The 21824-nt window shown below is 73.7% G+C and carries 25 protein-coding genes; 4 read left to right on the forward strand and 21 right to left on the reverse strand.

Features of this window, described 5'->3' with window-relative positions:
- Positions 1 to 34: 34 nt before the first annotated feature.
- The 21 genes from fliL to ACFVXN_RS12885 form a co-directional block, all read right to left on the reverse strand.
- Complete coding sequence (gene fliL, locus ACFVXN_RS12785; protein ID WP_389232770.1) at positions 35 to 559, reverse strand: flagellar basal body-associated protein FliL; 525 nt, start codon at positions 557 to 559, stop codon at positions 35 to 37.
- 5 nt (positions 560 to 564) lie between these two features.
- On the reverse strand, positions 565 to 1482 hold the full coding sequence (locus ACFVXN_RS12790) for a flagellar motor protein MotB (protein ID WP_389232773.1): 918 nt from the start codon (positions 1480 to 1482) through the stop codon (positions 565 to 567).
- On the reverse strand, positions 1479 to 2246 hold the full coding sequence (locus ACFVXN_RS12795; protein ID WP_389232776.1) for a motility protein A: 768 nt from the start codon (positions 2244 to 2246) through the stop codon (positions 1479 to 1481). Before ACFVXN_RS12795 ends, ACFVXN_RS12790 begins: the two co-directional genes overlap by 4 nt.
- Before the next feature lies 1 nt (position 2247).
- A complete protein-coding gene (locus ACFVXN_RS12800) occupies positions 2248 to 2574 on the reverse strand; it encodes a flagellar FlbD family protein (protein ID WP_389232779.1) in 327 nt (108 codons plus the stop codon).
- A gap of 410 nt (positions 2575 to 2984) precedes the next feature.
- Positions 2985 to 4181 (reverse strand): flagellar hook protein FlgE, encoded by a 1197-nt coding sequence (locus ACFVXN_RS12805; protein WP_389232782.1) that lies wholly within the window; start codon positions 4179 to 4181, stop codon positions 2985 to 2987.
- 34 nt (positions 4182 to 4215) lie between these two features.
- A complete protein-coding gene (locus ACFVXN_RS12810; protein ID WP_389232785.1) occupies positions 4216 to 4689 on the reverse strand; it encodes a flagellar hook assembly protein FlgD in 474 nt (157 codons plus the stop codon).
- A 16-nt stretch (positions 4690 to 4705) separates the two neighbouring features.
- A complete protein-coding gene (locus ACFVXN_RS12815; RefSeq protein WP_389232788.1) occupies positions 4706 to 6136 on the reverse strand; it encodes a flagellar hook-length control protein FliK in 1431 nt (476 codons plus the stop codon).
- Positions 6133 to 6888, reverse strand: coding sequence for a C40 family peptidase (locus ACFVXN_RS12820; protein ID WP_389232791.1), 756 nt, complete (start codon positions 6886 to 6888; stop codon positions 6133 to 6135). Before ACFVXN_RS12820 ends, ACFVXN_RS12815 begins: the two co-directional genes overlap by 4 nt.
- Complete coding sequence (locus tag ACFVXN_RS12825; protein ID WP_389232794.1) at positions 6885 to 7334, reverse strand: flagellar FliJ family protein; 450 nt, start codon at positions 7332 to 7334, stop codon at positions 6885 to 6887. The genes ACFVXN_RS12820 and ACFVXN_RS12825 overlap by 4 nt, the downstream gene beginning before the upstream one ends.
- Positions 7331 to 8653, reverse strand: coding sequence for a FliI/YscN family ATPase (locus tag ACFVXN_RS12830; protein ID WP_389234035.1), 1323 nt, complete (start codon positions 8651 to 8653; stop codon positions 7331 to 7333). The genes ACFVXN_RS12825 and ACFVXN_RS12830 overlap by 4 nt, the downstream gene beginning before the upstream one ends.
- Before the next feature lie 80 nt (positions 8654 to 8733).
- Positions 8734 to 9393, reverse strand: a complete 660-nt coding sequence (locus ACFVXN_RS12835) for a FliH/SctL family protein (RefSeq protein ID WP_389232797.1) — start codon at positions 9391 to 9393, stop codon at positions 8734 to 8736.
- Positions 9383 to 10390: a flagellar motor switch protein FliG gene (fliG, locus tag ACFVXN_RS12840; protein ID WP_389232800.1), complete on the reverse strand. Its 1008-nt coding sequence runs from the start codon at positions 10388 to 10390 to the stop codon at positions 9383 to 9385. The genes ACFVXN_RS12835 and fliG overlap by 11 nt, the downstream gene beginning before the upstream one ends.
- Positions 10390 to 11988: a flagellar basal-body MS-ring/collar protein FliF gene (fliF, locus tag ACFVXN_RS12845; RefSeq protein ID WP_389232802.1), complete on the reverse strand. Its 1599-nt coding sequence runs from the start codon at positions 11986 to 11988 to the stop codon at positions 10390 to 10392. Before fliF ends, fliG begins: the two co-directional genes overlap by 1 nt.
- Positions 11988 to 12332 (reverse strand): flagellar hook-basal body complex protein FliE, encoded by a 345-nt coding sequence (locus tag ACFVXN_RS12850; RefSeq protein WP_389232805.1) that lies wholly within the window; start codon positions 12330 to 12332, stop codon positions 11988 to 11990. Before ACFVXN_RS12850 ends, fliF begins: the two co-directional genes overlap by 1 nt.
- A complete protein-coding gene (gene flgC / locus ACFVXN_RS12855) occupies positions 12329 to 12733 on the reverse strand; it encodes a flagellar basal body rod protein FlgC (protein WP_389232808.1) in 405 nt (134 codons plus the stop codon). Before flgC ends, ACFVXN_RS12850 begins: the two co-directional genes overlap by 4 nt.
- Complete coding sequence (locus ACFVXN_RS12860; RefSeq protein ID WP_389234038.1) at positions 12733 to 13074, reverse strand: flagellar basal body rod protein FlgB; 342 nt, start codon at positions 13072 to 13074, stop codon at positions 12733 to 12735. The genes flgC and ACFVXN_RS12860 overlap by 1 nt, the downstream gene beginning before the upstream one ends.
- Positions 13075 to 13488: 414 nt before the next feature.
- The gene (locus ACFVXN_RS12865) at positions 13489 to 13950 is read right to left on the reverse strand and encodes a hypothetical protein (protein ID WP_389232810.1); all 462 of its coding nucleotides are present in this window, start codon (positions 13948 to 13950) and stop codon (positions 13489 to 13491) included.
- On the reverse strand, positions 13940 to 14383 hold the full coding sequence (gene fliS, locus ACFVXN_RS12870; protein WP_389232813.1) for a flagellar export chaperone FliS: 444 nt from the start codon (positions 14381 to 14383) through the stop codon (positions 13940 to 13942). Before fliS ends, ACFVXN_RS12865 begins: the two co-directional genes overlap by 11 nt.
- A gap of 28 nt (positions 14384 to 14411) precedes the next feature.
- Positions 14412 to 15767, reverse strand: a complete 1356-nt coding sequence (gene fliD, locus ACFVXN_RS12875) for a flagellar filament capping protein FliD (RefSeq protein WP_389232816.1) — start codon at positions 15765 to 15767, stop codon at positions 14412 to 14414.
- Positions 15768 to 15904: 137 nt separating this feature from the next.
- On the reverse strand, positions 15905 to 17095 hold the full coding sequence (locus ACFVXN_RS12880) for a flagellin (protein WP_389232819.1): 1191 nt from the start codon (positions 17093 to 17095) through the stop codon (positions 15905 to 15907).
- A gap of 232 nt (positions 17096 to 17327) precedes the next feature.
- Positions 17328 to 18203 carry a sigma-70 family RNA polymerase sigma factor gene (locus tag ACFVXN_RS12885; RefSeq protein ID WP_389232822.1) on the reverse strand — a complete coding sequence of 292 codons (876 nt, stop codon included), beginning with the start codon at positions 18201 to 18203 and terminating at the stop codon, positions 17328 to 17330.
- Between the two features lie 353 nt (positions 18204 to 18556).
- Between ACFVXN_RS12885 and flgN the strand changes: the two genes are divergently transcribed.
- Genes flgN through ACFVXN_RS12905 form a run of 4 tightly spaced genes read left to right on the forward strand, consistent with a single transcriptional unit; the run spans position 18557 to position 21821 of the window.
- The gene (gene flgN, locus ACFVXN_RS12890; protein WP_389232825.1) at positions 18557 to 19042 is read left to right on the forward strand and encodes a flagellar export chaperone FlgN; all 486 of its coding nucleotides are present in this window, start codon (positions 18557 to 18559) and stop codon (positions 19040 to 19042) included.
- A gap of 24 nt (positions 19043 to 19066) precedes the next feature.
- Positions 19067 to 20506 (forward strand): flagellar hook-associated protein FlgK, encoded by a 1440-nt coding sequence (gene flgK / locus ACFVXN_RS12895; RefSeq protein WP_389232829.1) that lies wholly within the window; start codon positions 19067 to 19069, stop codon positions 20504 to 20506.
- A complete protein-coding gene (gene flgL / locus ACFVXN_RS12900) occupies positions 20503 to 21399 on the forward strand; it encodes a flagellar hook-associated protein FlgL (protein ID WP_389232832.1) in 897 nt (298 codons plus the stop codon). The genes flgK and flgL overlap by 4 nt, the downstream gene beginning before the upstream one ends.
- On the forward strand, positions 21396 to 21821 hold the full coding sequence (locus tag ACFVXN_RS12905; protein WP_389232835.1) for a flagellar assembly protein FliW: 426 nt from the start codon (positions 21396 to 21398) through the stop codon (positions 21819 to 21821). The genes flgL and ACFVXN_RS12905 overlap by 4 nt, the downstream gene beginning before the upstream one ends.
- Positions 21822 to 21824: the final 3 nt, after the last annotated feature.

Below are 21824 nucleotides of genomic sequence, written 5' to 3' on the forward strand. Positions count from 1 at the left end.
GTCGCGCGTCGCCGCGCGGGCCGTCACGGGTGGGTCACTGGGTGACGTAGTTCGTCAGGTAGACGTCCATCACCTCTCCGTGGTAGAGCTCCTCGAGCTCGACGAGGAACTCGTGCTTGAGGGTCTCGCGGGTCGCGGGGTCGCTGACCTCCGCCACGGTCCGGCCGGAGAACAGGGCGATCGCCGCGTCCACCGCCTTGCCCGGGTCGGGGTCGCCGTGCCCCTCGGCCTCGAGGGTCATCTGGAGCGAGAACCCGAGGCGCAGGTAGTGCCCCTGCGCGAGGTTCAGGCTGATGGGCTCGACCGCCACGACGGCGCCGGGCTCGGGCTCCGGCTCGGCCGCCTCGGCCTCGCCGCCGCCCGCCATGCCCAGGAAGTAGTACGCGGCCGCGCCGCCCAGGACCAGCACACCGGCGATGAGGCCGATGAACAGCTTCTTCTTGCTCTTCTTGACCGGTTCCGGCTCGGGCGCCGGGGCGTCCTTCTTGGCGCCGATCGCCCCGCCCTTGGCGCCGCCGATCTTCTGGCCGCCGCCGATCACACGCTGCTCGATGGGCATAGCCCCTACCCTCCCGTCACGTTGCCGGCTGCCACTGCGGGCAGCAGCGCGCGGACCGCCTCCGGTGCCGCGCTGAGAATCACCATGTCGACCCGCCGGTTGGCGGTCATCGCGTCCTCACCCGTCCCGTTCACGAGGGGTCGGGTGTCGCCGTAGCCCACCGCCTGGATGCGGGTGCCCGGCATGCCGTCGCGCTCCACCATGTGCCGGAGCACCTGGGTGGCGCGGTCGGACGACAGCTCCCAGTTGGTCGCGTACCGCCCGGAGATCGGGACCGTGTTCGCGTGGCCCTCCACCGACACCGGCTCCTGCAGCGCGACGATCGTCGGCGAGGCCACGTCGAGGACGGACATCGCGGTCGGCGTCAGCTGCGCGGAGCCCTGGGCGAAGAACACGTCGTCCGCCACGAGGCCCAGCACGAGCCCCCGCTCGTCGACGCGGAACCGCACCGAGTCCTGCAGGTTCTGCGCGGTGAGGGCGGACAGGATCTGCTGCTTGACCTGCTCGAGGTGCGCGACCTCGGCCTGCGCGGCCGCGAGCACCGACGCGTCGACGGCCGCCTGGTCCGGCGCGACCTCGGGCGACGGGTTCGCCGCCTGCTCGCCGAGGCCGGTGTCCACGTCCACGATGCCGGCGGTGCCCTGCTCGGGGCCGTCGGTCGCGCCGGTGGTGCCGTCCATCACGCCGGAGCTGCCCTCGAGGGCCGCGCTGCTGATCGACCCCTCGCCGAAGCCCGCCGCCAGCGAGGACCGCAGCGCGATGTACTTCTCCTGGTCGACCTGGCTGATCGCGAACAGGACGATGAACAGCGCCATGAGCACCGTGATCATGTCGGAGTAGGAGACCAGCCACCGCTCGTGGTTGACGTGCTCCTCCTCGTGCCCGCCGCCCCGGCGACCCCGCCCGCGGCCGCCGGCGCTCACGCCGCTTCCTTCTCGGCGGGCTCGTCGGGCAGCAGGCTGCGCAGCCGCTCGCCGACGAGGCGCGGGTTCGCGCCGGCCTGGACGGCGAGGAGGCCCTCGAGGGTGACCTCCATCTGCGCGCACTCCAGGTCGGAGAACCGCTTGATCCGGGCGCCGATCGGCAGCCAGACCACGTTGGCGGACAGGATGCCCCAGAGGGTCGCGACGAACGCCGCGGCGATCGAGTGCCCGAGGGAGGCCGGGTCGGAAAGGTTCTCGAGCACGTGCACCAGGGAGATGACCGTGCCGATGATGCCGATGGTCGGCGCGTACCCGCCCATGTCGGCGAAGTACTTCGACCAGACCTTCTCCTTGGTCCGCTTGGTCGCGATCTTGTCCTCGAGGATCAGGCGCAGGTCGTCGGGGTCCGTGCCGTCGATGGCGGCCTGGAGGCCACCGCGCAGGAACGGGTCGTCGATGTCCTTCGCGGCGTCCTCGAGGGCCAGCAGGCCCTCGCGGCGGGCCCGGTCGGCCAGGTCGACCAGCGTGTCCACGGTCGTCGTCGGGTCGGGGACCTTGTTCATGAAGGCACGCGGCACGGCCTTGTAGGACGCGATCACGTCCTTCACGGTGTGCCCGGCGATGCCCACGCCGATCGTGCCGACCCACACCAGCAGCAGCGGTGCGGGCAGGAAGATCGACATCGGGTCGGCGCCCTCCATGAGGAGAGCACCGAAGATCGCGCCGAAGGCGACGACCAGGCCGATGAAACCGGCGGGATCCATCTCAGCGGCTCCTCGGTCGCAGGGGGACGGGGTCGGCGAGCGGGGTGTCCGCGTCGTCGTCGGCCGCCCCGGCGTGGGGGGCCTGGTCGTCGGCGTCGCGGACGAGCTCGACGGCGGGGCTCGGGGAGGACTGGATCTCCTGGGCCCGGGCCAGCAGGTGGGCGCGGTGCTCGTTGACCCGCGCGATGACCTCGGCCATCGACTCCCGGACGATGTACTTCGTCCCGTCGATGAGGGTCAGGATGGTGTCGGGCGCGCTGTCGACGCGCTGGAGCAGGTCGGGGTTGACCCCGAACTGGGCCCCGTTCAGGCGCGTCACGATGATCACAGCGGTGTCCCGTCCCTGGTGGTGCGTGTGCGGCGCGGTGCGCCGCGGCGGCCCTTCCGTGGGCCGCTCCCCCCTCCCATCGGCTGGCGACGGGGACGGATGAGGCTTTCACGGGGCGACTGCGTCGCTGTCGAGGAGAGCTCCGGCGGGTCGCGGACCGGCGTCCTGAGGGTGTGCGCCAGGGGCCCTGGATCGATCCCCATGTGTGGCCTGGATCGGTCTCGATGTGTAGCCCGGATCGGTCTCAGAGTGTAGTCCCCGCAGGCCAGAGCGCTGCGGCGCCGGGGCACCACGCTGCTCCGACCGGGCCCGCGCATCCTCGTACGGATCCACGTGACCGGTCGTGCGCCGCACGCCGTGACCCGGCGTCGGGTGCCCCGCCCGGACCGCGGCGGGGCACCCGGTGCGCGTCAGCGCTTGAGGTTGACGAGCTCCTGCAGGACCTCGTCCGAGGTGGTGATCACGCGGGAGTTCGCCTGGAAACCGCGCTGGGCGATGATCAGCTGCGTGAACTCCGTGGACAGGTCCACGTTGCTCATCTCGAGCGAGCCGGAGGACAGCGTGCCGCGGCCGCCGGTGCCGGCGGTGCCGATCTGCGGGTCGCCGGAGTTCACCGTGGTCGTGAACAGCGAGCCGCCCGCCTTGGACAGACCGGCCGGGTTGGTGAACGACGCCAGCGCGATGCGGCCGAGCGACTGCTTGAGGCCGTTGCTGAACGAGCCCGTGATGGTGCCGTCGGAGCCCAGCGAGAACGACTCGAGGATGCCGGAGGCGTAGCCGTCCTGCTTGCCGGCCTTGATGGTGTCGACGCCGGCCATGCTGGTGACGCCGGCCAGGTCGACCGTGACGCCGCCGAGCGCGAACGTGGAGTTGCCGGTGGTCCCGTCGGTCCAGGTCAGGTTGCCCGAGCCGTCGAACGTCAGCGGCGTCGCGGCGTAGTTCGCGGTGCCGTCCGAGGCCGACATCGTCCAGCCGGTCGCCGTCTTGGTCATGGTCAGCTCGATCTCGCGCTTGGTGCCGATCGCGTCGAACGCGTCGACCTTGAGCGTCTTGACCGTGCCGGTGGCGGCGTCGGACTGCAGGTTGCCCGCGAACGGCGCCCGCGTGGTCGCGTTGGCCGGCATGACGGTGCCGACGCCCACGCGGATGTCGCCGACGGGGCCGCTGGTGTCCACGACACCGTTCACGGCGGCCCAGCCCTGGACGATCGCGCCGTCACCGGGCAGGACCATCTGGCCGCTGGAGTCGAAGTCGAACGAGCCGGCGCGCGTGTAGTACTGCTGCGTGCCCTGGCGGACGGTGAAGAAGCCGTCGCCCGAGATCATCATGTCGGTGCTGCGGCCGGTCAGCTGGGCCGCGCCCTGCGTGAAGCTGGTCGTGATGCCGGCGACCTGCACGCCGAGGCCGACCTGCGCCGGGTTCTGGCCGCCCTGGCCGCCCTGCGGCGCCGCGGCCGCGTTGAGCATCTGGCTCAGGGTGTCCTGGAACTGGATCTGGGACGCCTTGAAGCCGGTGGTGTTGACGTTGGCGATGTTGTTGCCGGTGACGTCGAGCATCGTCTGGTGGCTGCGCAGGCCGCTGATGCCGGAGAAGAGGGAGCGGAGCATGGTGGTTCCCTTCGGGAGGTGGTGAGCGGCCGCGTCAGGCGGCGGTGGCGGGGGTGGTCTCGGGGGTGGTCTCGGGCGCGTCGGGTGCGCTTCCGGCCGGTCGGACGCCGGCGATCGAGTCGAGCGCGATCTTCTCCGCGCCGATGGCCAGGACGGGCACCGAGCCGGAGTAGTCGACGGAGTCGACGACGCCCGACTGGACCTTGCCGTCGGCGTCGGTCCAGGTGACCTGCTGGCCGACCAGGTCGGCGGAGGCCATCCGCATCTGCAGCGCGAACTGCTCGCGGGACGAGGCCTGGATCTCGGAGAGGGACTCCATCATCCCGAGCTGCGTGGTCTGGGCCATCATCTGGCTCGTGTCCATCGGGCTGCTCGGGTCCTGGTTGGCGAGCTGGGCGATGAGGAGCTGCAGGAACGTGTCCTTGTCCAGCTCCTTCTTGGGGGCGGTGCCGGCGGCCGCGTCGGTGCGCGCGGTCCCGAACGACGTCACCGGGATCTCGACGGTCATGGGGGTGTTCCTCCGGTCAGACGAGCAGGTCGAGGCCGCCGGTGGCGGCGGACGGGCGGGCGGCGGGGTCGGCGGTGGTGCCGCCGGCGGTGCCGAGGACGGCGGGGCGGACCGTGCCGCGGTCGGCGGACGGCCGGCGGTCGGACCCGGCGGCGGCGCCGTCGCGGGCGGACGCGTCGTCGGCGCCGAGGCTGACGTCGGACGACAGGCCGCTCGCGGCGAGGTCGCGGCGCAGGTCGGGCAGCGACTGGCGCAGGGCGTCGCGGGAGGCCTCGGTCGAGCCGAGGATCTCCACACGCACCGACTCCGGGGAGATGTGCGCGACCACCTTCACCGGCCCGAAGTGCTCCGGGTCGACCGCCAGGGTCAGCACGTGCTGGCCGTTCCCCGCCGCGCGCAGGGCCGGCACCTGCTCCGCGATCTTGCCGGCGAGCTGGTCGGCCAGCGGGACGGTGCCCGTCGGGGCCGCGGTGGCGACACGGTGCTGGACCGTGCCGACCTGGACCGCGCCCGGCTGGGCGGTGGGCGCCGCGGCGGGGGCCGGGGCGGCGTCGTCGGTGGCGGTCGCGGGTGCGGCGGCGGTCACCGCGTCGGCGGCGGGGGCGTCGGTGCTCGGGCCGGCGGCGGGGGCGGTCGCCACGGCGGCGGCGGTCGCCCGGTCGGCGGCGGGGGCGGGTGCGCCGGCGGTGGGGGCCGCGGCGGCGGACGCGGCCCCGGTGGTCGGGGCCTCGGTGGTCGGGGCCTCGGTGGTCGGCGCGGCGGCCGGGTCGGCGGGCGCCGTGGGTGCGGCGTCGGCGGCGACCTGCTCGGGCGTGACGGGAGCCGCGGGCGCGGCGGCGGGGGCGGTGGGAGCCGCCGCACCGGCGACCGCGCCGACGGCCGGCTCGGACGTGGTCGCGGTGGTCGCGTCGGCGGCGGGGGTGGCCGCGGCGACGAGCGCCGCCTGCTGCGCGGCGAGCTCCGCGGGGACCGCGGCGGCCGGCGCCGCGGGCACGGGAACGGGCGCGCCGGGGACGGTCGGGGCGTCGGCGGCGGCGTCGCCCTCGGGGGCGGTGGCCGTCGCCGCGTCGTCGGCGGTCGCGGTCGCGTCGGTGCCGTCGGCGGACGCGGTGCCGGCGGCGCGGTCGGTGGCGGCGCGGTCGGTGCGGTCGGTGCCCCGGCTCCGGTCGCCGGCAGCGGCGCGGTCGGCGCGGTCCGCGCGGCCGGCGCGGTCGGCCCGGTCCGCGCCCGGACGCGAGGCCCCCGGACGTGCGGCGTCGGTGCGCCGGTCGTCCGCGCGGTCCGTGGTGCGCGGGCGGTCGGCGGCACGCTCGGCCGGACGCTCGGCGGGGGCGGCGGCGAGCGCGCCCTGGAGCACGGCGTCGAACCCGGTGGCCCCGGCGCGGGCGCTGCCGGCGGCGGGCGCGGCGGTGCGCGCCGCGACGGCGGTGAGCGAGGTGGTGGTCATGCGGTGGCCCCCCAGAGGGACGAGGTCAGGAGCGAGGACGAGGAGCCGGTGCCGCCCGCGAGCAGCGCGAGCGCGTTCTGGCCGGCGGTGGTGGACGCCAGCGCGGCGGAGGAGGACCCGGTGAGCGGGTTCGCCGCGGCGGTGGCGGCGGCCTGCGGGAGGATGCGGCGGATGGTCGTGGGCTCCGCGTAGACGTCGCGGACCGTGACGGCCTTGCCCGGCTTCGGGGCGTCGACCATCTTCCCGTCGCCGACGTAGATGCCGATGTGCTTGCCGCCGGACAGGATCACCAGGTCGCCCGGCAGCGCCTGCGCGAGCGACGGCACGGCCTGGCCGAGGGTGGCCTGGTCGCGGGCGACGCGCGGCACCCCGGTGACCCCGAGGTCCGCGAGCGCGAGCTGCACCAGACCGGAGCAGTCCAGGCCGCCCTCCGCGAGGGTCTCGCCGCCCCAGACGTACGGGGTGCCGAGGTACTTCTTCGCGGACTCGACCAGGTCCTGGCCGGTGACGGTGGTGGACAGCGCGCCGGCGGGCACGGAGGCCGCGTCGACGACCGCACCGGTCGGCGAGGTGCCGGTGACCTGCGCGAGCGCCTGGGCGAACGCGGTCCCGGACGCCGAGCCGGCGACCGAGGTGGACGCCGAGCCGGACGCCGAGGTCGACGCCGAGGCGGTCGTCGCGACCGGGACGGGCGCGGTGTACGAGCGGATCTGCGCGATCCGGGCCTGGACCGCGGCGACGGCGTCGGTCATCGGTCCCCCTCCCCCGCGTCGTCGGTCGTCCGCGCACCGGCACGGCGCCCGGCGATCTCGTCCAGCACGACCTGCTCGGCGCGCTGCTCCTCGACGCGGGCGGCGGCCTCGTGCTTGTCCTGCAGCTTCTCGAGCGTCCGGGTCCGGGTGCGGGCCTGCGCCCACGCGGCGTCGGCCACGTCGACGGCGTCCTGCGCCACCATGACGCGGGCGCGGTCGTCGACCAGCAGCGCGGACAGCGCCATGCGGCTGGCGATCACGGCGCGCATGCCGAGCGCGTCGGTCTCGGACGGGAACACCGCGCCGCCGAGCGCGTGCTCGGTGGCACGGCTGCGGGCGGCGGCGGCGTCCCGGCCGCGGGTGGTCGTGGCGAGGCGGGCGGCGGCCTGCTCCTCGGCGATCGAGCGCAGGCGCAGCAGCCCGGCCAGGCGGAACGCGCGGCTCACGGCAGGTCCCCCATCGCGGCGACGAGCGCGGCGAGGCGCGCCCAGGAGTCCGCGGACGGGGCGCGCTCGTCCATGCCCTGGCGCAGGAACGCGTCGATGGCGCCTCCGTGCGCGACGGCCGCGTCGACCAGCGGGTTCGACCCGGCGACGTACGCGCCGACGTCCAGCAGGTCCTGCGCCTGGCGGCGGGCCGCCATCACGCGGCGCAGCCGGGTGGCGAGGTCCTTCTGGGCGGGGTCGATCACCCGCGACGCGACGCGGGAGATGGAGCCCAGCGCGTCCACGCTGGGGAAGTGGCCGGAGACGGCGAGCGACCGCTCGAGGACGACGTGGCCGTCCAGGATGGAGCGGGCGGCGTCGGCGATCGGCTCGTTGTGGTCGTCGCCGTCCACCAGCACCGTGTAGAGGCCGGTGACGGAACCCGACGCGGCCGTGCCCGCCCGCTCGAGCAGCTGGGCGAGCAGCGCGAAGGTGCTCGGCGGGTAGCCGCGGGTGGCGGGCGGCTCGCCGACGGACAGGCCGATCTCGCGCTGGGCCATCGCCACACGGGTCAGCGAGTCCATCATCAGCACGACGTCGTCGCCCTGGTCGCGGAACCACTCGGAGATGCGGGTCGCGACGAACGCCGAGCGCAGCCGCACCAGCGGCGGCTCGTCGGAGGTGGCGACCACGACGACGCTGCGGGCCAGGCCCTCGGGGCCGAGGTCGTCCTCGAGGAACTCGCGCACCTCGCGGCCGCGCTCGCCGACGAGCGCGATCACGGACACCTGGGCGTCCGTGCCGCGCGCGATCATCGACAGCAGCGAGGACTTGCCGACGCCGGACCCGGCGAACAGGCCGAGGCGCTGCCCGCGGCCCGCGGTGACCAGGGTGTCGAGCACCCGGACGCCGAGGTCCAGCGGCTGCGCGACCCGCGCGCGGGCGAGCGGGTGCGGGGCGTGGCCGGTGACCTCGGCGCGGGAGACGCCGAGCAGCGGGCCCTTGCCGTCGATGGGGCGGCCGAGGCCGTCCAGCACGCGGCCGAGCAGGCCGGGGCCGACGGGGGCGGTGAGGGCGGTGCCCCGGGGGCGGACCCGCATGCCGGCCCGCAGGCCGTGCGTCGGGCCCAGCGGCATGGCGTGCGCGGTGCCGCGGCCGGTGGCGACCACCTCGGCGGGGACCTCGGGGGTACCCGCGCCGGTCTCGATGCCGACGAGCTCGCCGACCGCGGCGCCGGTGCCGGCGACCTCGACGGTCAGGCCGACGACGCCGCGGACCGTGCCGACCCGCTCGGGGCGGGCGCCGGCCAGGGCGGAGCCCCAGACGGCCGTGCCCGGCAGCGGGGCGGGGGCGACGTCGGCGCCGGTGTGGTCCTGCTGCCCGCCGCGGGGCGTCGGGAGCAGCGTGCTCGTCGTGGTGCTCACGCGGACGCACCGCCGTCCGCGAGCGCGGCGCGGGCGCGGTCGAGCGCCGCGCCGATCCGCGCGTCGAGGTAGCCCTCGGGGAACTCGCCGACCGCGTCGCCGGGCGCGAGCGCCGGGTCGGCGACCAGCTCGACGCCGGTCAGGTCGGGCAGGCCGGTGAGCACGTCCACGGCGCCGGAGCCGTCGGCGGTCAGCGCGGTCCGCACGGCCGCGAGGTCGCGGGGGTGCAGGCGCACGGTGTGCACCTCGCGTGCCGGGTCCTGGGCGCGGACGCGCCGCAGCGCCGCGAGCGCGGAGGCCGGGGCGTCGGCCAGCTCGGCGCCGAGCACGGCCTCGGCCAGGTCGACCGCGGCGGCGTGCAGGGTCGCCTCCGAGGCCGCGAGCACCGGGGCGCTGCGGTCGGCGGCGGCCCGCGCGGCGGCGGCCAGCACGGCGAGGGAGTCGGCGTGCTCGGCGGACCGGCGCACGTCGGCCTCGGCCCGCTCGCGCTGGACGCGGACGGCCTCGGCCTGGGCGGCACGGGCGGCCTCGCGGGCGCCGGCGGCGTACCCCGCGGCGTAGCCGGCCGCGTAGCCCTCGGCCCGCACGCCGGGGTCCGCGAGCGCGGAGCCGGCGTACGCCTGGGTGAATCCGGAGGTGCGCAGGTCAGGAGACATACTCGTCCTCGCCCTCCCGCCGGATCACGATCTGGCCCGACTCCTCGAGGCGGCGGATCGCCTGGACGATGCCGGCGCGCGCCTCCTCCACCTGGGACAGGCGGACGGGGCCGAGCAGCTCGATCTCCTCCTCGAGGTTCTCGCGGGCGCGCTCGGACAGGTTGCGCAGGATCTTGTCGCGCACCTCGGGGGCGGCGCCCTTGAGGGCGACCGACAGCTCGTTGGTCTCCACGGCGCGCAGCACGAGCTGCATGGCGCGGTCCTCGAGCAGGACGGTGTCGCCGAAGACGAACATCCGGCTGCGGACCTCGTCGGCCAGCGCCTCGTCGCGGGCCTGCAGCCCCTCGAGGATCAGCTTCTCGGTCGTCGGGTCGGCGCGGTTGATGATCTCCACCAGCGGCTGGACGCCGCCGACCGCGGAGAGCTCGTTCGGGGTCAGCACCGTGGACGCCTTGCGCTGCATCGACTCGGCGATGACGGCGACGACGTCCGGCGAGGCGCGCTCCATCAGCGCGATCCGGTGCGCGACCTCGGACTGCTGGTCCGAGGGCAGGCCCGCGAGGATCGCCGAGGCGTGCTCGGGACGCAGGTGCGCCAGCACGAGGGCGACGGCCTGCGGGTGCTCGCCGTTCAGCAGCGACAGCACCTGGCGGGCGTCGGCGTTCTGCAGGAACTCGAACGGCTGGCCGGCCATCGAGGTCTGCAGGCGCTCGAGCATCCCCGCGGCCTCGTCCCGGCCCAGCGCGCCCTCGAGCAGCTGGGTGGCGTAGCCGAGGCCGCCGTTGACGCCCGGGCCGATCATCGACGCGGAGTAGAACTCCTCGACGACCTCGTCGGCCAGGGTCTGGTCCACGCGCTCCAGGCGCAGGATCTCGGCGGTCAGCTCCTCGATCTCCGCGACCTCGAGCCGGGACATCACCTTGGCGGCACGCTCCCGGCCGAGCTGCAGCAGCAGCATGGCGGCCTTCTGGGTGCCGGTCAGCATCGCGGTCGACATCAGCGCCGCCCGGCGGGTGCGAGCCAGCCGCGCAGGAGGTCCGCGACCTCCTCGGGCTGGTCGTCGGCGAGCGCGGCGATCTCGGCGCGCTTGACGGCGAGGGACTCCTGCACCGGGTCGATCTCGGCCGGGCCCGGCAGGGCCGGCGGGATCTCGGGCAGGTCGTCGAGCTGGGCGGACTCGTCCGGGCCCTCCATGAGGGGCAGCTCGCCGATGTCCAGGGCCTCGCGCTTGCTGCGCCGCGAGCGGCGGGCGAGCACGATGCCCACGATGATCGCGATCAGCAGCAGCGCGCCGGCGATGACCGCCTGGCGCAGCAGCCCGGCGCGCTCCTCGGCGGCCGCGGCGGCGTCGGCCGCAGCCAGCGCCTCGGCGGCGGCGTCCGCACCCGTGGTGTCGAAGGCCATCGCCTGCACCACGATGCTGTCGCCCCGGGCCGCGTCGATGCCCGCGGCGGCGGTCAGGGTCGCGGTCAGCTGCGTCAGGTCGACGCCGGCCGCGGCGGTCTGGTCGACGAGCACGCCGATCGACTGCTTCTGCACGGTGCCGGGCGCGACGGTCGTCACCTCGGTGACCTTGTTGACCGCGTTGGTGACGTCCTCGGTGGTCTTGGAGTACGCGCCGGTGCCGTCGCCCTCGCCGGTCGGGACCGCGATGTTGTCGGGGCCGAGCACGCCGGTCGCGTTGCCGCTGCCGGTGCCGGTGTAGGTCTCCTCGGTGGTGGACGAGCCGAGCGGCGGGACGTCCGCGGGGGCCGCGAACTCCTCCGACGTGCGCTGCGTCTGGTCCTGGTTGAGCGCGGCGGTGACCGAGACGGTCGAGTTCCCCGCGCCGACCACCTGGTCGAGCATGGCCTGGACGGCGCCGGTGACCCGCTGCTCGTAGGCAGAGGTCGCGTCGTCGCCGGAGCCGGACGTGATACCGGTGCCGACCTCGGACAGGACCTTGCCGGTGGAGTCGATGACCGCGACGTCGGTGGCCTTCATGCCCTCGATGCCCGCGGACACCAGGTGCACGATCGCCTCGACCTGCGGGGTGGTGAGGTCCTGGCCGGCGCGGGTCCGCACGACGACCGAGGCCGTCGGGTCCTGCTGCTCGGACACGAACACCGTCTCCGCGGGCAGCGCGAGCTTCACCGCGGCGGACTCGACGCCGTCCAGGGCGCCGATCGTCTTGGCGAGCTCGCCCTCGATGGCGCGCTGGTAGGTGGTCTGCTGCTGGAACTCGCTGGACGTCATCGACATCCCGTCGAGAAGCGAGTAGCCCTCGCCCTCGGAGTTCGCGGGCAGCCCCGCCGAGGCGAGCGACAGCCGCAGGTCGTAGATCTTGCTCTGCGGCACCAGCACCGTGCCGCCGCCGTCGGCGAGCTCGTACTGCACGCCCTGCGCCGTGAGCTGGTCGACGACCGCCGAGGCGTCCGTCGCGGACAGGCCCGAGAACAGGGGGCTGAGCGAGGGCTTGCTCGCCCAGGAGTACAGCGCGAACCCGCCGAGCAGCAGCGCCGCCAGCGCGATCAGCGCGAACGTCTTCTGCGGCAGCGAGAACTGCTGGACCGCGCCGCCCATGCGGCCGAACAGGGACTTCACCTGGGCGGGCATCAGGCCTGCATCCTCATGATCTCGGTGAACGCGTCGACGGCCTTGTTGCGCACGGCGGCGGTGAGCTCGAGCGCGAGCTTCGCCTCGGACGACGCGACGGTGTAGTCGTGCACGTCGTCGAGGTCGCCGGTCACGGCCTGGACCGCGAGCGCGTTGCTCGTCGACTGCAGCTGCTGGACGTGGTCGAGGGCGCCGAGCGCGGAGGCGAAGCCCCCGTCGAGCCCGGCGGCGCCGGCGGCACCGGACGTGCCGGAGACGCCGCTCGCGCCGGCGATGCCGGACAGGTCGGACAGGTAGGACGTCGGCGCGACGCTGGTCACGCCGCCGATCGCGTCGATGCTCATGCGTTGCGTCCGATCTGGAGGGCCGCCTCGTAGGACGCGCGGGCACGGTCGACGACCGCCGCGTTCGCCTGGTAGCCGCGCTGGGCGATGATCAGCTGGGTCATCTGGCTGGCCATGTCGACGTCGGGGTACCGGACGTACCCGTCGTCGTCGGCCAGGGGGTTGGTGGGCTCGTAGACCATGCGGCCCTCGGCGGAGCCGAGCGCGATGCCCGCGACCTGCACGCCGCCGCCGTCCGCGGACGCGATCTCGGTGGCGATGACGTGCTTGGCCCGGTAGGCCTCCTCGTCGGTGCCCCGGACCGTGTTCTGGTTCGCGAGGTTGTCGCTCACGGCGTCGAGCCACTTGCGGTGCACGGTCATGCCGGTGCTGGCGATGCCGATCGCCCCGAACGTGCCCATCAGCTGGTCCTCATCGCGGCGCGGACGCTGGAGAACGTGCCGTCGACCGCCTGGGTCGCGAGCTGGTAGCGCAGCTGGGTGTCGATGTTGAGCAGCGTCTCCTCGTCGAGGTTGACGTTGTTCCCGTCGGTGCGGGTCGGCTCCAGGGAGCGCGCGACCGTGGCGGTGACGGCACCGGACCGGTTGTCCACGGCCCGGGCCAGCTCGCTCTCGAACGCGACCTTCTTGGCCTGGTAGCCGGGAGTGTTGATGTTCGCCACGTTCTCGGCGATGGCGCGCTGGCGCAGGGCCAGGCCGTCGAGCGCGCTGTTGAGCGCGACATAGCTCACGGAGTCGAACATGCCCATAGCAGGGTCACCCTCACCGAGGTTGGTCCTGAGTCGGCCGATCCGTGGCCTGCTGCGCGAGCGATCCGTGCTCAGACCTCTCATCGGCTCCGCGGGGGTGTCGCTGAGGTGCGCGGGCGACTTTTCTCGCCCGTCACCCGCGCGGCGGAAGCGTTTCGATGAGAATGTCCGACTTTGCCGAGAAATGTCCCGCGACCCCGCTGGGTGCTACCACCCCACCCCGCCCGTCCCCCCGCTGCTGCTTCCCGGGTGGATCCACCCCGTGCGACCCGCCGGCGCGTCGGACACGGGATCGTCCACACCCCGGGACTGCCGCCGCGGGGTGGATCCACCCGGGGCGGGACGCGGGCGTGTCGGGGCGGGAATCCTCCACGCGACGTCCCGGTGCCCTACGCCGCGTGACGGGCGTCAGCCCTCGATGTCGAGGTAGACCGGGGCCGCGGCGGCGCGGGTGCGCAGGCCGTCGGAGGTGCGCAGGCGGCGGCGGTGCTCGCCCAGCTGCTCGGCGGTGCGGCGGACCAGGTCGCGCTGGCGCTCGACGAGCGCGGCGGCGCGCGGGGCGAGGGACAGCGGCAGGGCGCCGAGCCCGCGGGGGGTGCGCCAGGGCTCGGTGACCGCGACGTCGACGACGACGTCCTCGGTCACGTCCGGACCCGGGGTGCGGGCGACGCGGAGCAGGTCCTCCGCGCGGTCCGCCTCGTGCTCCATCGCGGTCAGCGCGGTGACCCAGGCGGCCTCGCGCGCGGCGCGGGCGTCCCGGTCGTCGTGACCGGCGTGGTCGCCGGCGCCGGTCCCGTGGTGCGCGTCGGCGTCGAGCCGCGCGCCCTCGAGGGTGCCCACCGCCGCGACGGCGGGGGCGTCAGCCGACACCGAGCACCCCGGACCCGGCGCCGAGCCCCTCGGAGACGGGCGCGGGCCGCGGCGTCGGCACGTCGGCGGCGACCGCCGTGGCGGCCTCCCGCCACGCCTCGGCCAGCGGCGCGACGACGGTGCGGCAGGCCGCGGCGCGGTCGGCGTCGCCGGCCATGCTCGCGCCGATCATCTCGGACAGCAGGTAGGTGTAGATCGACAGCAGCCGGTCGCCGCCGTCCCAGGCGCCCACGTTCAGGTTGGCGATGAACTCCGCCACGATCTCCTGCGCGTGCGCGAGGTGCTGGGTGCCCTCGGCCCGGACGCCGGCGCGCAGCGCGGCCTCGGCCCGGTCCAGGTCCAGCAGCAGCCGGTCGTAGAGCATGGTGAGGAGCTTGGCGGGGCCGGCGGTGGCGACCGCGTCGGCGAGGTACCGGTTCCGGACGTCGTACACGACGGTCCTGCCTTCCGTTCGGGGCGGGTCAGCTCGCGTTGTTCGCGTTGAGCTGGGCGAGCTGCTGGCTGAGGAAGTTCGAGGTCGACTGCATCTTCGACATCGCGACCTCCATCGCGGTGTACGTGCGGGTCAGGGACGCGCGACGCGTGGTCAGGCGGTCGTCCCAGTCGGCGATGCGGTCGGCGAGGTCGCTGACCTCGCCCTCGTAGGACTTGATCTGCGCGGTCAGCGAGCCCTTGGTCGGGTCCGACGCGGAGGTCGCGGCGGTCTCCAGGGTGCTGGCCACGGCCTGCACGATCTTCTGGGTGCCGACCGGGTCCGCGTTGTACGCCGCGGTGAACTTCGCCTCGTCGTAGGTGAACGTGCCGTCCTTGCCGAGGACGATGCCGACCGACGCGGGCGACTTGCCGTCGACCTGCAGGGCGCCGGCGGTGAGCGCGGCCTGCTGCATGACGCGCACGGCCGTGTTGCCGGACAGGAGGCCGCCCTTGAGGATCGACCCGCCGTCGGTCGCGGTGCCCGTGGAGGACTTGGTGCGGTCGGCGATGTCGCCGAGCACGGCGCTGAGGTTGGTCACGATGTTCGCGGCGAGCTTGCTCATCGTCGCGGCGTTGCGGCCGACCGTGACGGTGACCTCCTCGGCGCCCGTCTTGCTGACGGTGAGGTCGACGCCGGTGAGCACGCCCTTGAACTCGTTGCTCGAGGAGAACACCTTCGTCTCGCCGGGCGTGCCGGGCCACAGCGTGATCTGCGCGTCGGCGGCGGTCCGCAGCGACTGCGCGGACAGCGCGGTCCCGTCGTTGGGGTTGATCGCGGTCAGCGAGAACGAGTTCGTCGCGCCGGTGGTGGTGCCGGTGAGCTGGAGCTTGTAGACCGGGTCCTTCGCGGTGCCCACGTTCACGGCGGACGCGGAGACGCCGGTGCCCTCGGCGTTGAAGGCGGAGACGATGTCGCCGATGTGGTCGCTCGACGCGGTGATGGTCTTGAGCTCGCCGCCGATGGCCAGCGTGAACATCGGCTTCGCGTCGGAGTACGACGTCGGGAGCGTGTAGAGGGTCGACTGCGAGGACGCCAGCGTGTCGACGGTCATCGTGACGGAGGACGGCGTCGCGTCCGTCGACGTCACGGCCACGACGGACGTCGACGTGGACGACGCGGTCGTGGTCTGCCAGGACTCGGCCTTGAGGGCGGTCGTGGCGGCGGTGCCCAGGGAGGCGACCTTGGTGTTGAGCGACTGCAGCGCGGAGACCACGGACTGCAGACCGGTCCGCTTGGACGCCAGCAGCTTCTGCTGGTTGCCCTCGACCGCCAGGAGCTGGTCGATGAGCTCGGTCGTCTTCATGCCGCTGATCAGGCCGTCGATGCCGATGCTGCCCACCATGCTGGTGCGGTCCTTCCCGGGGTCGGTGCTCGTGCTCGGCGGTGCCGGCACGCGACAGGCGGTGGGTGGACGGTCGTCCACCCACCGCCTGTCAGGTCATGCGGTACCCCTGGCCGTCACCGGCCCGGGGTGTCAGCTCACTGGAGGAGCTGGAGCACGCTCTGCGGCAGGTTCTTGGCCTGGGCGAGCATCGCCGTACCGGCCTGCGACAGGATCGAGGCGCGGGTGTAGCTGACCATCTCGGACGCCATGTCGGTGTCGCGGATGCGGCTCTCGGACGCGGTCAGGTTCTCCACCGCGACGTTGAGGTTGTTGATGGTGTGGTCGAAGCGGTTCTGGACCGCACCGAGGGAGGAACGGACCGAGGAGACCGAGGTGATGGCGGCGTCGATCAGGTCGATCGCGTCGTCGGCACCCGAGGCCTGCTTGAAGCCGATCTCGGTGGCGGCGACCTCGGCGGCCGTGCCCGTCGTGGCCGCACCGGTCAGGGTGATGCCGGTCGCCGTGGCGGCGGCCGTGGCGGCACCCGCACCGAACTTGGCGGTGAGGGCGTTGTTCAGCGCGGTGACGGCGCCGGCCGAGGTGGTGACACCGGTGTAGTCGACCGACTTCAGGTCGAGCGACTTGGAGCCGATGGTGACCGTGCCGTTGAGGTCCGTGAAGTTCTTCACGTCGTCAGCGGTGTAGTCCACGGCCGCACCGAGGGTCTTGACGCCGGCGGTGCCGGACGCGGCCGAGGTGGTGTTGGCGACGGTGGTCGCGTTGGCCGAGATGGTGGTGACGTCGACGTTCGCGACGCCCAGGCCGACGGCGCCGAGGCCCTGGCCGTTGCCGGTCTCGATCTTGACGTTGATCTTGTCCTGCGCCGAGGTGTTGGCGCCGACCTGGAACGAACCGTCGTACTTGCCGTCCAGCAGCTTCTTGCCGTTGAACTGCGTGGTGTCCGCGATGCGGGTGAGCTCGGTCTTGAGCTCGGACAGCTCGTCCTGGATGTTGGACTTCGCGGTGTCGGACAGACCACCCTCGTTGGACGCCTGGACCGACAGCGTACGCATGCGCTGCAGGATGGAGTGCGTCTCGGTCAGGGCGCCTTCAGCGGTCTGCACGACCGAGATGCCGTCCTGGGCGTTGCGGACGGCCTGCGTGGTGCCGCCGATCTGGGCGCGGAGGCCCTCGGAGATCGCCAGGCCGGCAGCGTCGTCCGCCGCGCGGTTGATGCGCAGGCCGCTGGAGAGCTTCTCCAGGGACTTGCCCAGGTCGTTCTGCGTGGCGGAGAGGTTGCGGTACGCGTTCAGTGCCGCGATGTTCGTGTTGACGGAGAGCGCCATGGTTCTCTTCTTCCTTGATCGGGGTACTCGTGGCCCATCCGTGGGCTCACCCTTGAACTTCGACCGCGGCGCCGCACCTCTGAGGGTTTCGCCGCGGTTCACCCGATAGGGGCAACGCGGGCCGCTGACCAGGCAGAACACCCCTGGAGCACGCGAAAGGCGCCGGCCGCGGGGTTCGCGGACCGGCGCCTGGCGCGGTGTGAACGAGCTCGGTGGGGGTGCTGCTCCGGCGTCAGACCGCGAGGGTCCGGGCGGCGCGGGTGTCGCCCTCGAACGGCGTGGGGACGCCGGCGGCCTCGACCTGGTGGCCGGCGGCCGTCATGGCGGCGCGCGAGGCGACGGCGGCGAAGTAGCTGCGGCGGCGACGCTCGGCGACGCCGTCGGGGCGCTCGGCGGCGGGGACCATGTCGGGGTCCAGGCTCGCGTTGAGGCCGTCGCGCATCAGGGCCAGGCCCTCGGTGCGCAGCTGGCTGATCCGCGACTGGGTGACGCCCAGCTCGTCGGCGAGCTCGGCGACCGACCGGTCCTGGAGGAACAGGCCCTCGACGACGGTGCGCAGCCGGTCGGGCAGCGTGTCGACGGCGGCGCGGAGGTAGCGGAGCCGCTCGGTGATGAGGACGTTGTCCTCCGGGCCGGGGGCGTCGTCGCGGACGAGGTCGGCGACGGGGTGCACGGAGGCGTCCATCGACAGCACGCGACGCTCGGCGTCCTGGCGGGCCTGGTCGACGGCGGCGACGTCGGTGCCGAGCTCGGTGGCGAGCTCCGTGCGGGACGGCACGCGGCCGAGCGTCGCGGTGAGGCGGTCGCTCGCGGCCGACATCTCACGGGCGCGGTGGCGGGCGCCGCGGGAGGCCCAGTCCATCGAGCGGAGCTCGTCGATCAGGGCGCCGCGGATGCGCAGCGCGGCGTAGCGGGCGAAGGGGACGCCGGTCTCGGCGTCGTACGCGCGGGAGGCGAGCACGAGGGCGAGGTGGCCGGCCGACACGAGGTCGTCGCGGTTGACGGTGGCGGGGACCCGGGAGAGGACCTCGCTCACCTGGTAGCCCACCAGGGGCATGTGCGCGACGACGAGCGCGTCGGTGGCGGGGGTGGCTGCGGAGCTGTTCACGAGACGGTTCTCGGTCCCGCTGAAACAGGGCTTGAGTTTTTCTCATCAAGTTCTCAGAGACCCGATCTATGCGACTTCCGCGGCCATTTCGGACCTTCCGGTCTGACAAATCGGACATCCGACGACATAGTTCCGGGAGCCTCGCGCGATCTGTGATGCACGTCACATCCGGGAATCCGCTCTCCCGGTCGATACCTGTCATCAGCAGCATCTGACCGTGCGGTACAACCCGCGCGGCAGAGACCTGTCCGATTTCGCTCAGGACCACGGGACGGCACCCGATAGGAGGTGCAAGCCCGCCGGAGACCCCACGGAAACCGGCCCCACCGCTGCACGGAAAGGGGACTCCCCCGATGGCCTTGAGCCAGCTGTCCGACGTCCTGTGGTCCGAGCGCCGTCTGCTCGAGCTGCTGCTGTTCAAGCTCGAGGAGGAGCAGCTCGTGCTGACCAGCGGACGCACCCGGTGGCTGGCCCACGCCACGCGGGAGGTCGAGTCCGTGCTCGACCAGATCCGCGACGCCGAGCTCGGCCGCTCCGTCGAGGCCGACGCCGTCGCACTGGAGCTCGGCCTCGAGCCCGGCGGCAGCCTCCGCGAGCTCGCCGAGCACGCCCCCACCCCCTGGGACGACCTGCTGCACGCGCACCGGGACGCCTTCGTCCAGCTCACCACCGAGATCAGCCAGCTCGCCGACGGCAACCGCGAGCTGCTGGCCATGTCCCACCGGGCGACGCAGGAGACCCTCATGTCCCTGCAGCAGTCCGTGCAGACCTACGACCCGCAGGGTCACACCACCGCCGAGGCCGATCGCAGCGCACAGCTGATCGACCAGTCGTTCTGATCTGAACTGCGAGGAAGAGGACCCGTGAGCACCTTCTCCGGACTGGGCACCGCGCTCAGCTCCCTGATCGCCCAGCGCCAGGCGCTGGAGGTCTCGGGGCAGAACGTCGCGAACGCCAACACCGTCGGCTACACCCGCCAGCGCGCCGCGCTGTCGTCGCTGCCCGCCGCGACCGTCCCGTCGATGTTCGCCACCACGAACGGCGTCGGCCAGGGCACCTCCGTCACCGGCTTCGAGCGCCTCGGCGACGTGTTCCTCGACGCCCGGCTGCGCAACGAGACCTCGGGCGCCGCCCGGCTCGCCGCGGTCGCCGGCGAGTACAAGACCCTCGAGGGCGTCGTCGGCGAGCCGTCCAAGACCGGCTTCTCCAAGGACCTCACCGCGTTCTGGAGCGCCTGGTCCGACGTCGCCAACAACGCCGGCTCCTCCACCGACGCCAGCGGCGCCGTCCTGCTGGAGCGCGCCAAGGCGGTCACCGACCGCATCGCGACGCTCTACCAGGACACCGGCACCCAGTGGCAGCAGGCGCTCACCACGACGACGTCGCTCGTCACCCAGGTGAACACCACCGCCGCGAACATCGCCGACCTGAACACCCGGATCCGCTCCATCAGCAACTCCGGCGGCTCCGCCAACGAGCTGATGGACCAGCGCGACCTCCTCGTCACCCAGCTGTCCGGCCTGGTCGGCGCGTCCAGCCGCACCAACGACGACGGCACCGTCGACGTCATGGTCGCCGGCAACGCGCTCGTCTCCGGCGGCAGCGCGAGCGAGCTCGCGGTCTCCGCCGGCAGCCCCGCCTCGTTCCAGGCCGCGGTCGACGGCGGCGCCGTCTCGATCGTCTGGAAGAGCAGCGGCCACCCCGCCGGCCTGGACGGCGGTCGCGTCGCCGGCCTGCTCACCGCGCTCGCCCCGCCCGCCGGCGGCGGCCTGCTCACCACGGCCGCCGGCTCCCTGAACGCGATCGCCACCAGCATCGCCGGCCAGGTCAACGCGATCCACAGCACCGGCTACACCGTCGCCGGCTACGCCACGAACACCCCCGCGGGCGACTTCTTCTCGCTCACCGCGGGCCAGCCCGCGGCGCTCGGCCTCAAGGTCGCCGTCGCGAGCACCGCCGACATCGCCATCGCCGGCGCCGGCAAGGGCGCGCACGACGGCAGCGTCGGCCGGCAGATCGCCGCCATCGCCGCCGCGACCGGCAGCCCCGACGCCCAGTGGTCGTCCTTCGTGGTCGACCTCGGCGTCAAGTCCGCCAGCGCCACCTCCCGCGCGACCGTCGCGGAGGCCGCCCGGTCCACCGCCGCCGCCGCGCAGCTCGCCCAGACCAGCGTCGACACCGACGAGGAGTCCGTGAACATGCTGGCGTTCCAGCGGGCCTACGAGGGCGCCGCGCGCGTCCTCACCACGATCGACGAGATGCTCGACACGCTGATCAACCGCACGGGGGTGGTGGGCCGATGACCTCCATCGGACGCGTCACGCACTTCACGGTGCGCAACTCGACGCTCGGCAACGTCCAGGCGAACCTGCAGCGGATGTCCGAGCTGCAGTCCCAGATGTCCTCGGGCAAGAAGATCAACCTCGCCTCCGACGACCCGGCCGGCACCGCGGACGTGCTCCGCATCGAGAGCGAGCAGCGCCAGCTGGACCAGTTCAGCCGCAACGCCGCCGACGGCGAGGCGTGGCTCGTCACCATCGACAGCGCGCTCGCCACCGCCCTGAAGTCCGTCTCCAAGGCGCGCGAGCTCACGGTGCGCGGCGGCGACGGCGCCCTCGGCGACACGTCCCGCCTCGCCCTCGCGGAGGAGATGGACGGCATTCGCGAGGCCCTGCTCACGCAGGCCAACACCACCTACCTCGGTCGTCCGGTGTTCGCCGGCACGTCCGGGACGCCGGCCTTCGGGCCCGGCGTCGACGGCGCCTACACGTTCAACGGCGTCGCCACCGGCTCCGTCGAGCGCACCGTCGCGAGCGGCACCACCGTCCGCGTCGACTCGCTCGGCTCGGCCGTCTTCGGAGAGGGCGACGACTCGGTCTTCGCCCTGCTCGACTCGATCTCCGCCACCCTCAAGGCCGGCGGCGACCCCTCGGACCAGCTCGCCGCGATCGACGAGCACATGGACAACCTGCTGACCGAGGTCTCCTCGATCGGTGCCCGCCAGAACCAGGTCGACTCCGCCCAGAACCTCATCGAGGAGGCCCAGCTCACGTCGAAGACGCGGCTGTCGGCCATCCAGGACGTCGACCTCGCGCAGATCTTCCTCGACCTCGGGTCGCAGGAGGTCGCGTACAAGGGTGCCCTCGGAGCCGCCGCCAAGGTCCTGCAGCCGACTCTCCTGGACTTCCTGAGATGAGCACCCTGACCGTGGACGCCGCGCGTCGCACCCACCTGCCCGAGCACCTCCACCTGAGCTCCCCGATGCCGGGGCTGGTCGGGTACGAGGACTTCACCCTCACCCCCCTGGACGACGCCGGCGTGCTCTACGCGCTGCGCTCCGAGCCCGACGGCGCCCGCCCCGTGCGGCTGTTCGTCATCGACCCGGACGCGTTCTTCCCGGACTACGAGCCCACGATCGACGGCGACGTGCTCGCCGCCCTCGGCACCGACAGCGAGCACGCCGTGCGCCTCGTCGTCGTGCGCCCCGCCGACGGCGGCGAGCCGCCGACCGCCAACCTGCTGGCCCCGCTGGTGCTCGACCCGGCGAGCGGTGCCGCGGTCCAGACCGTCCTCACCGAGGACTGGCCGCTGCGCGCGCCGCTCGGCCGGGCCGCCTGACCA

Origin of the sequence: Cellulomonas sp. NPDC058312, from assembly GCF_042880135.1 — a bacterium.
In the GTDB taxonomy this organism is placed as follows: Bacteria; Actinomycetota; Actinomycetes; order Actinomycetales; family Cellulomonadaceae; genus Cellulomonas.

Bases quoted from the DNA above. Each gene is read 5' to 3' on its own strand.
- fliL (WP_389232770.1), bottom strand. From the start codon at position 559: ATGCCCATCGAGCAGCGTGTGATCGGCGGCGGCCAGAAGATCGGCGGC.
- ACFVXN_RS12795 (WP_389232776.1), bottom strand. From the start codon at position 2,246: ATGGATCCCGCCGGTTTCATCGGCCTGGTCGTCGCCTTCGGCGCGATC.
- ACFVXN_RS12805 (WP_389232782.1), bottom strand. From the start codon at position 4,181: ATGCTCCGCTCCCTCTTCTCCGGCATCAGCGGCCTGCGCAGCCACCAG.
- ACFVXN_RS12810 (WP_389232785.1), bottom strand. From the start codon at position 4,689: ATGACCGTCGAGATCCCGGTGACGTCGTTCGGGACCGCGCGCACCGAC.
- ACFVXN_RS12815 (WP_389232788.1), bottom strand. From the start codon at position 6,136: ATGACCACCACCTCGCTCACCGCCGTCGCGGCGCGCACCGCCGCGCCC.
- ACFVXN_RS12820 (WP_389232791.1), bottom strand. From the start codon at position 6,888: ATGACCGACGCCGTCGCCGCGGTCCAGGCCCGGATCGCGCAGATCCGC.
- ACFVXN_RS12835 (WP_389232797.1), bottom strand. From the start codon at position 9,393: ATGTCTCCTGACCTGCGCACCTCCGGATTCACCCAGGCGTACGCCGGC.
- fliG (WP_389232800.1), bottom strand. From the start codon at position 10,390: ATGTCGACCGCGATGCTGACCGGCACCCAGAAGGCCGCCATGCTGCTG.
- fliF (WP_389232802.1), bottom strand. From the start codon at position 11,988: ATGCCCGCCCAGGTGAAGTCCCTGTTCGGCCGCATGGGCGGCGCGGTC.
- ACFVXN_RS12850 (WP_389232805.1), bottom strand. From the start codon at position 12,332: ATGAGCATCGACGCGATCGGCGGCGTGACCAGCGTCGCGCCGACGTCC.
- flgC (WP_389232808.1), bottom strand. From the start codon at position 12,733: ATGGGCACGTTCGGGGCGATCGGCATCGCCAGCACCGGCATGACCGTG.
- ACFVXN_RS12860 (WP_389234038.1), bottom strand. From the start codon at position 13,074: ATGTTCGACTCCGTGAGCTATGTCGCGCTCAACAGCGCGCTCGACGGC.
- fliD (WP_389232816.1), bottom strand. From the start codon at position 15,767: ATGGTGGGCAGCATCGGCATCGACGGCCTGATCAGCGGCATGAAGACG.
- ACFVXN_RS12880 (WP_389232819.1), bottom strand. From the start codon at position 17,095: ATGGCGCTCTCCGTCAACACGAACATCGCGGCACTGAACGCGTACCGC.
- flgN (WP_389232825.1), top strand. From the start codon at position 18,557: ATGGCCTTGAGCCAGCTGTCCGACGTCCTGTGGTCCGAGCGCCGTCTG.
- flgL (WP_389232832.1), top strand. From the start codon at position 20,503: ATGACCTCCATCGGACGCGTCACGCACTTCACGGTGCGCAACTCGACG.
- ACFVXN_RS12905 (WP_389232835.1), top strand. From the start codon at position 21,396: ATGAGCACCCTGACCGTGGACGCCGCGCGTCGCACCCACCTGCCCGAG.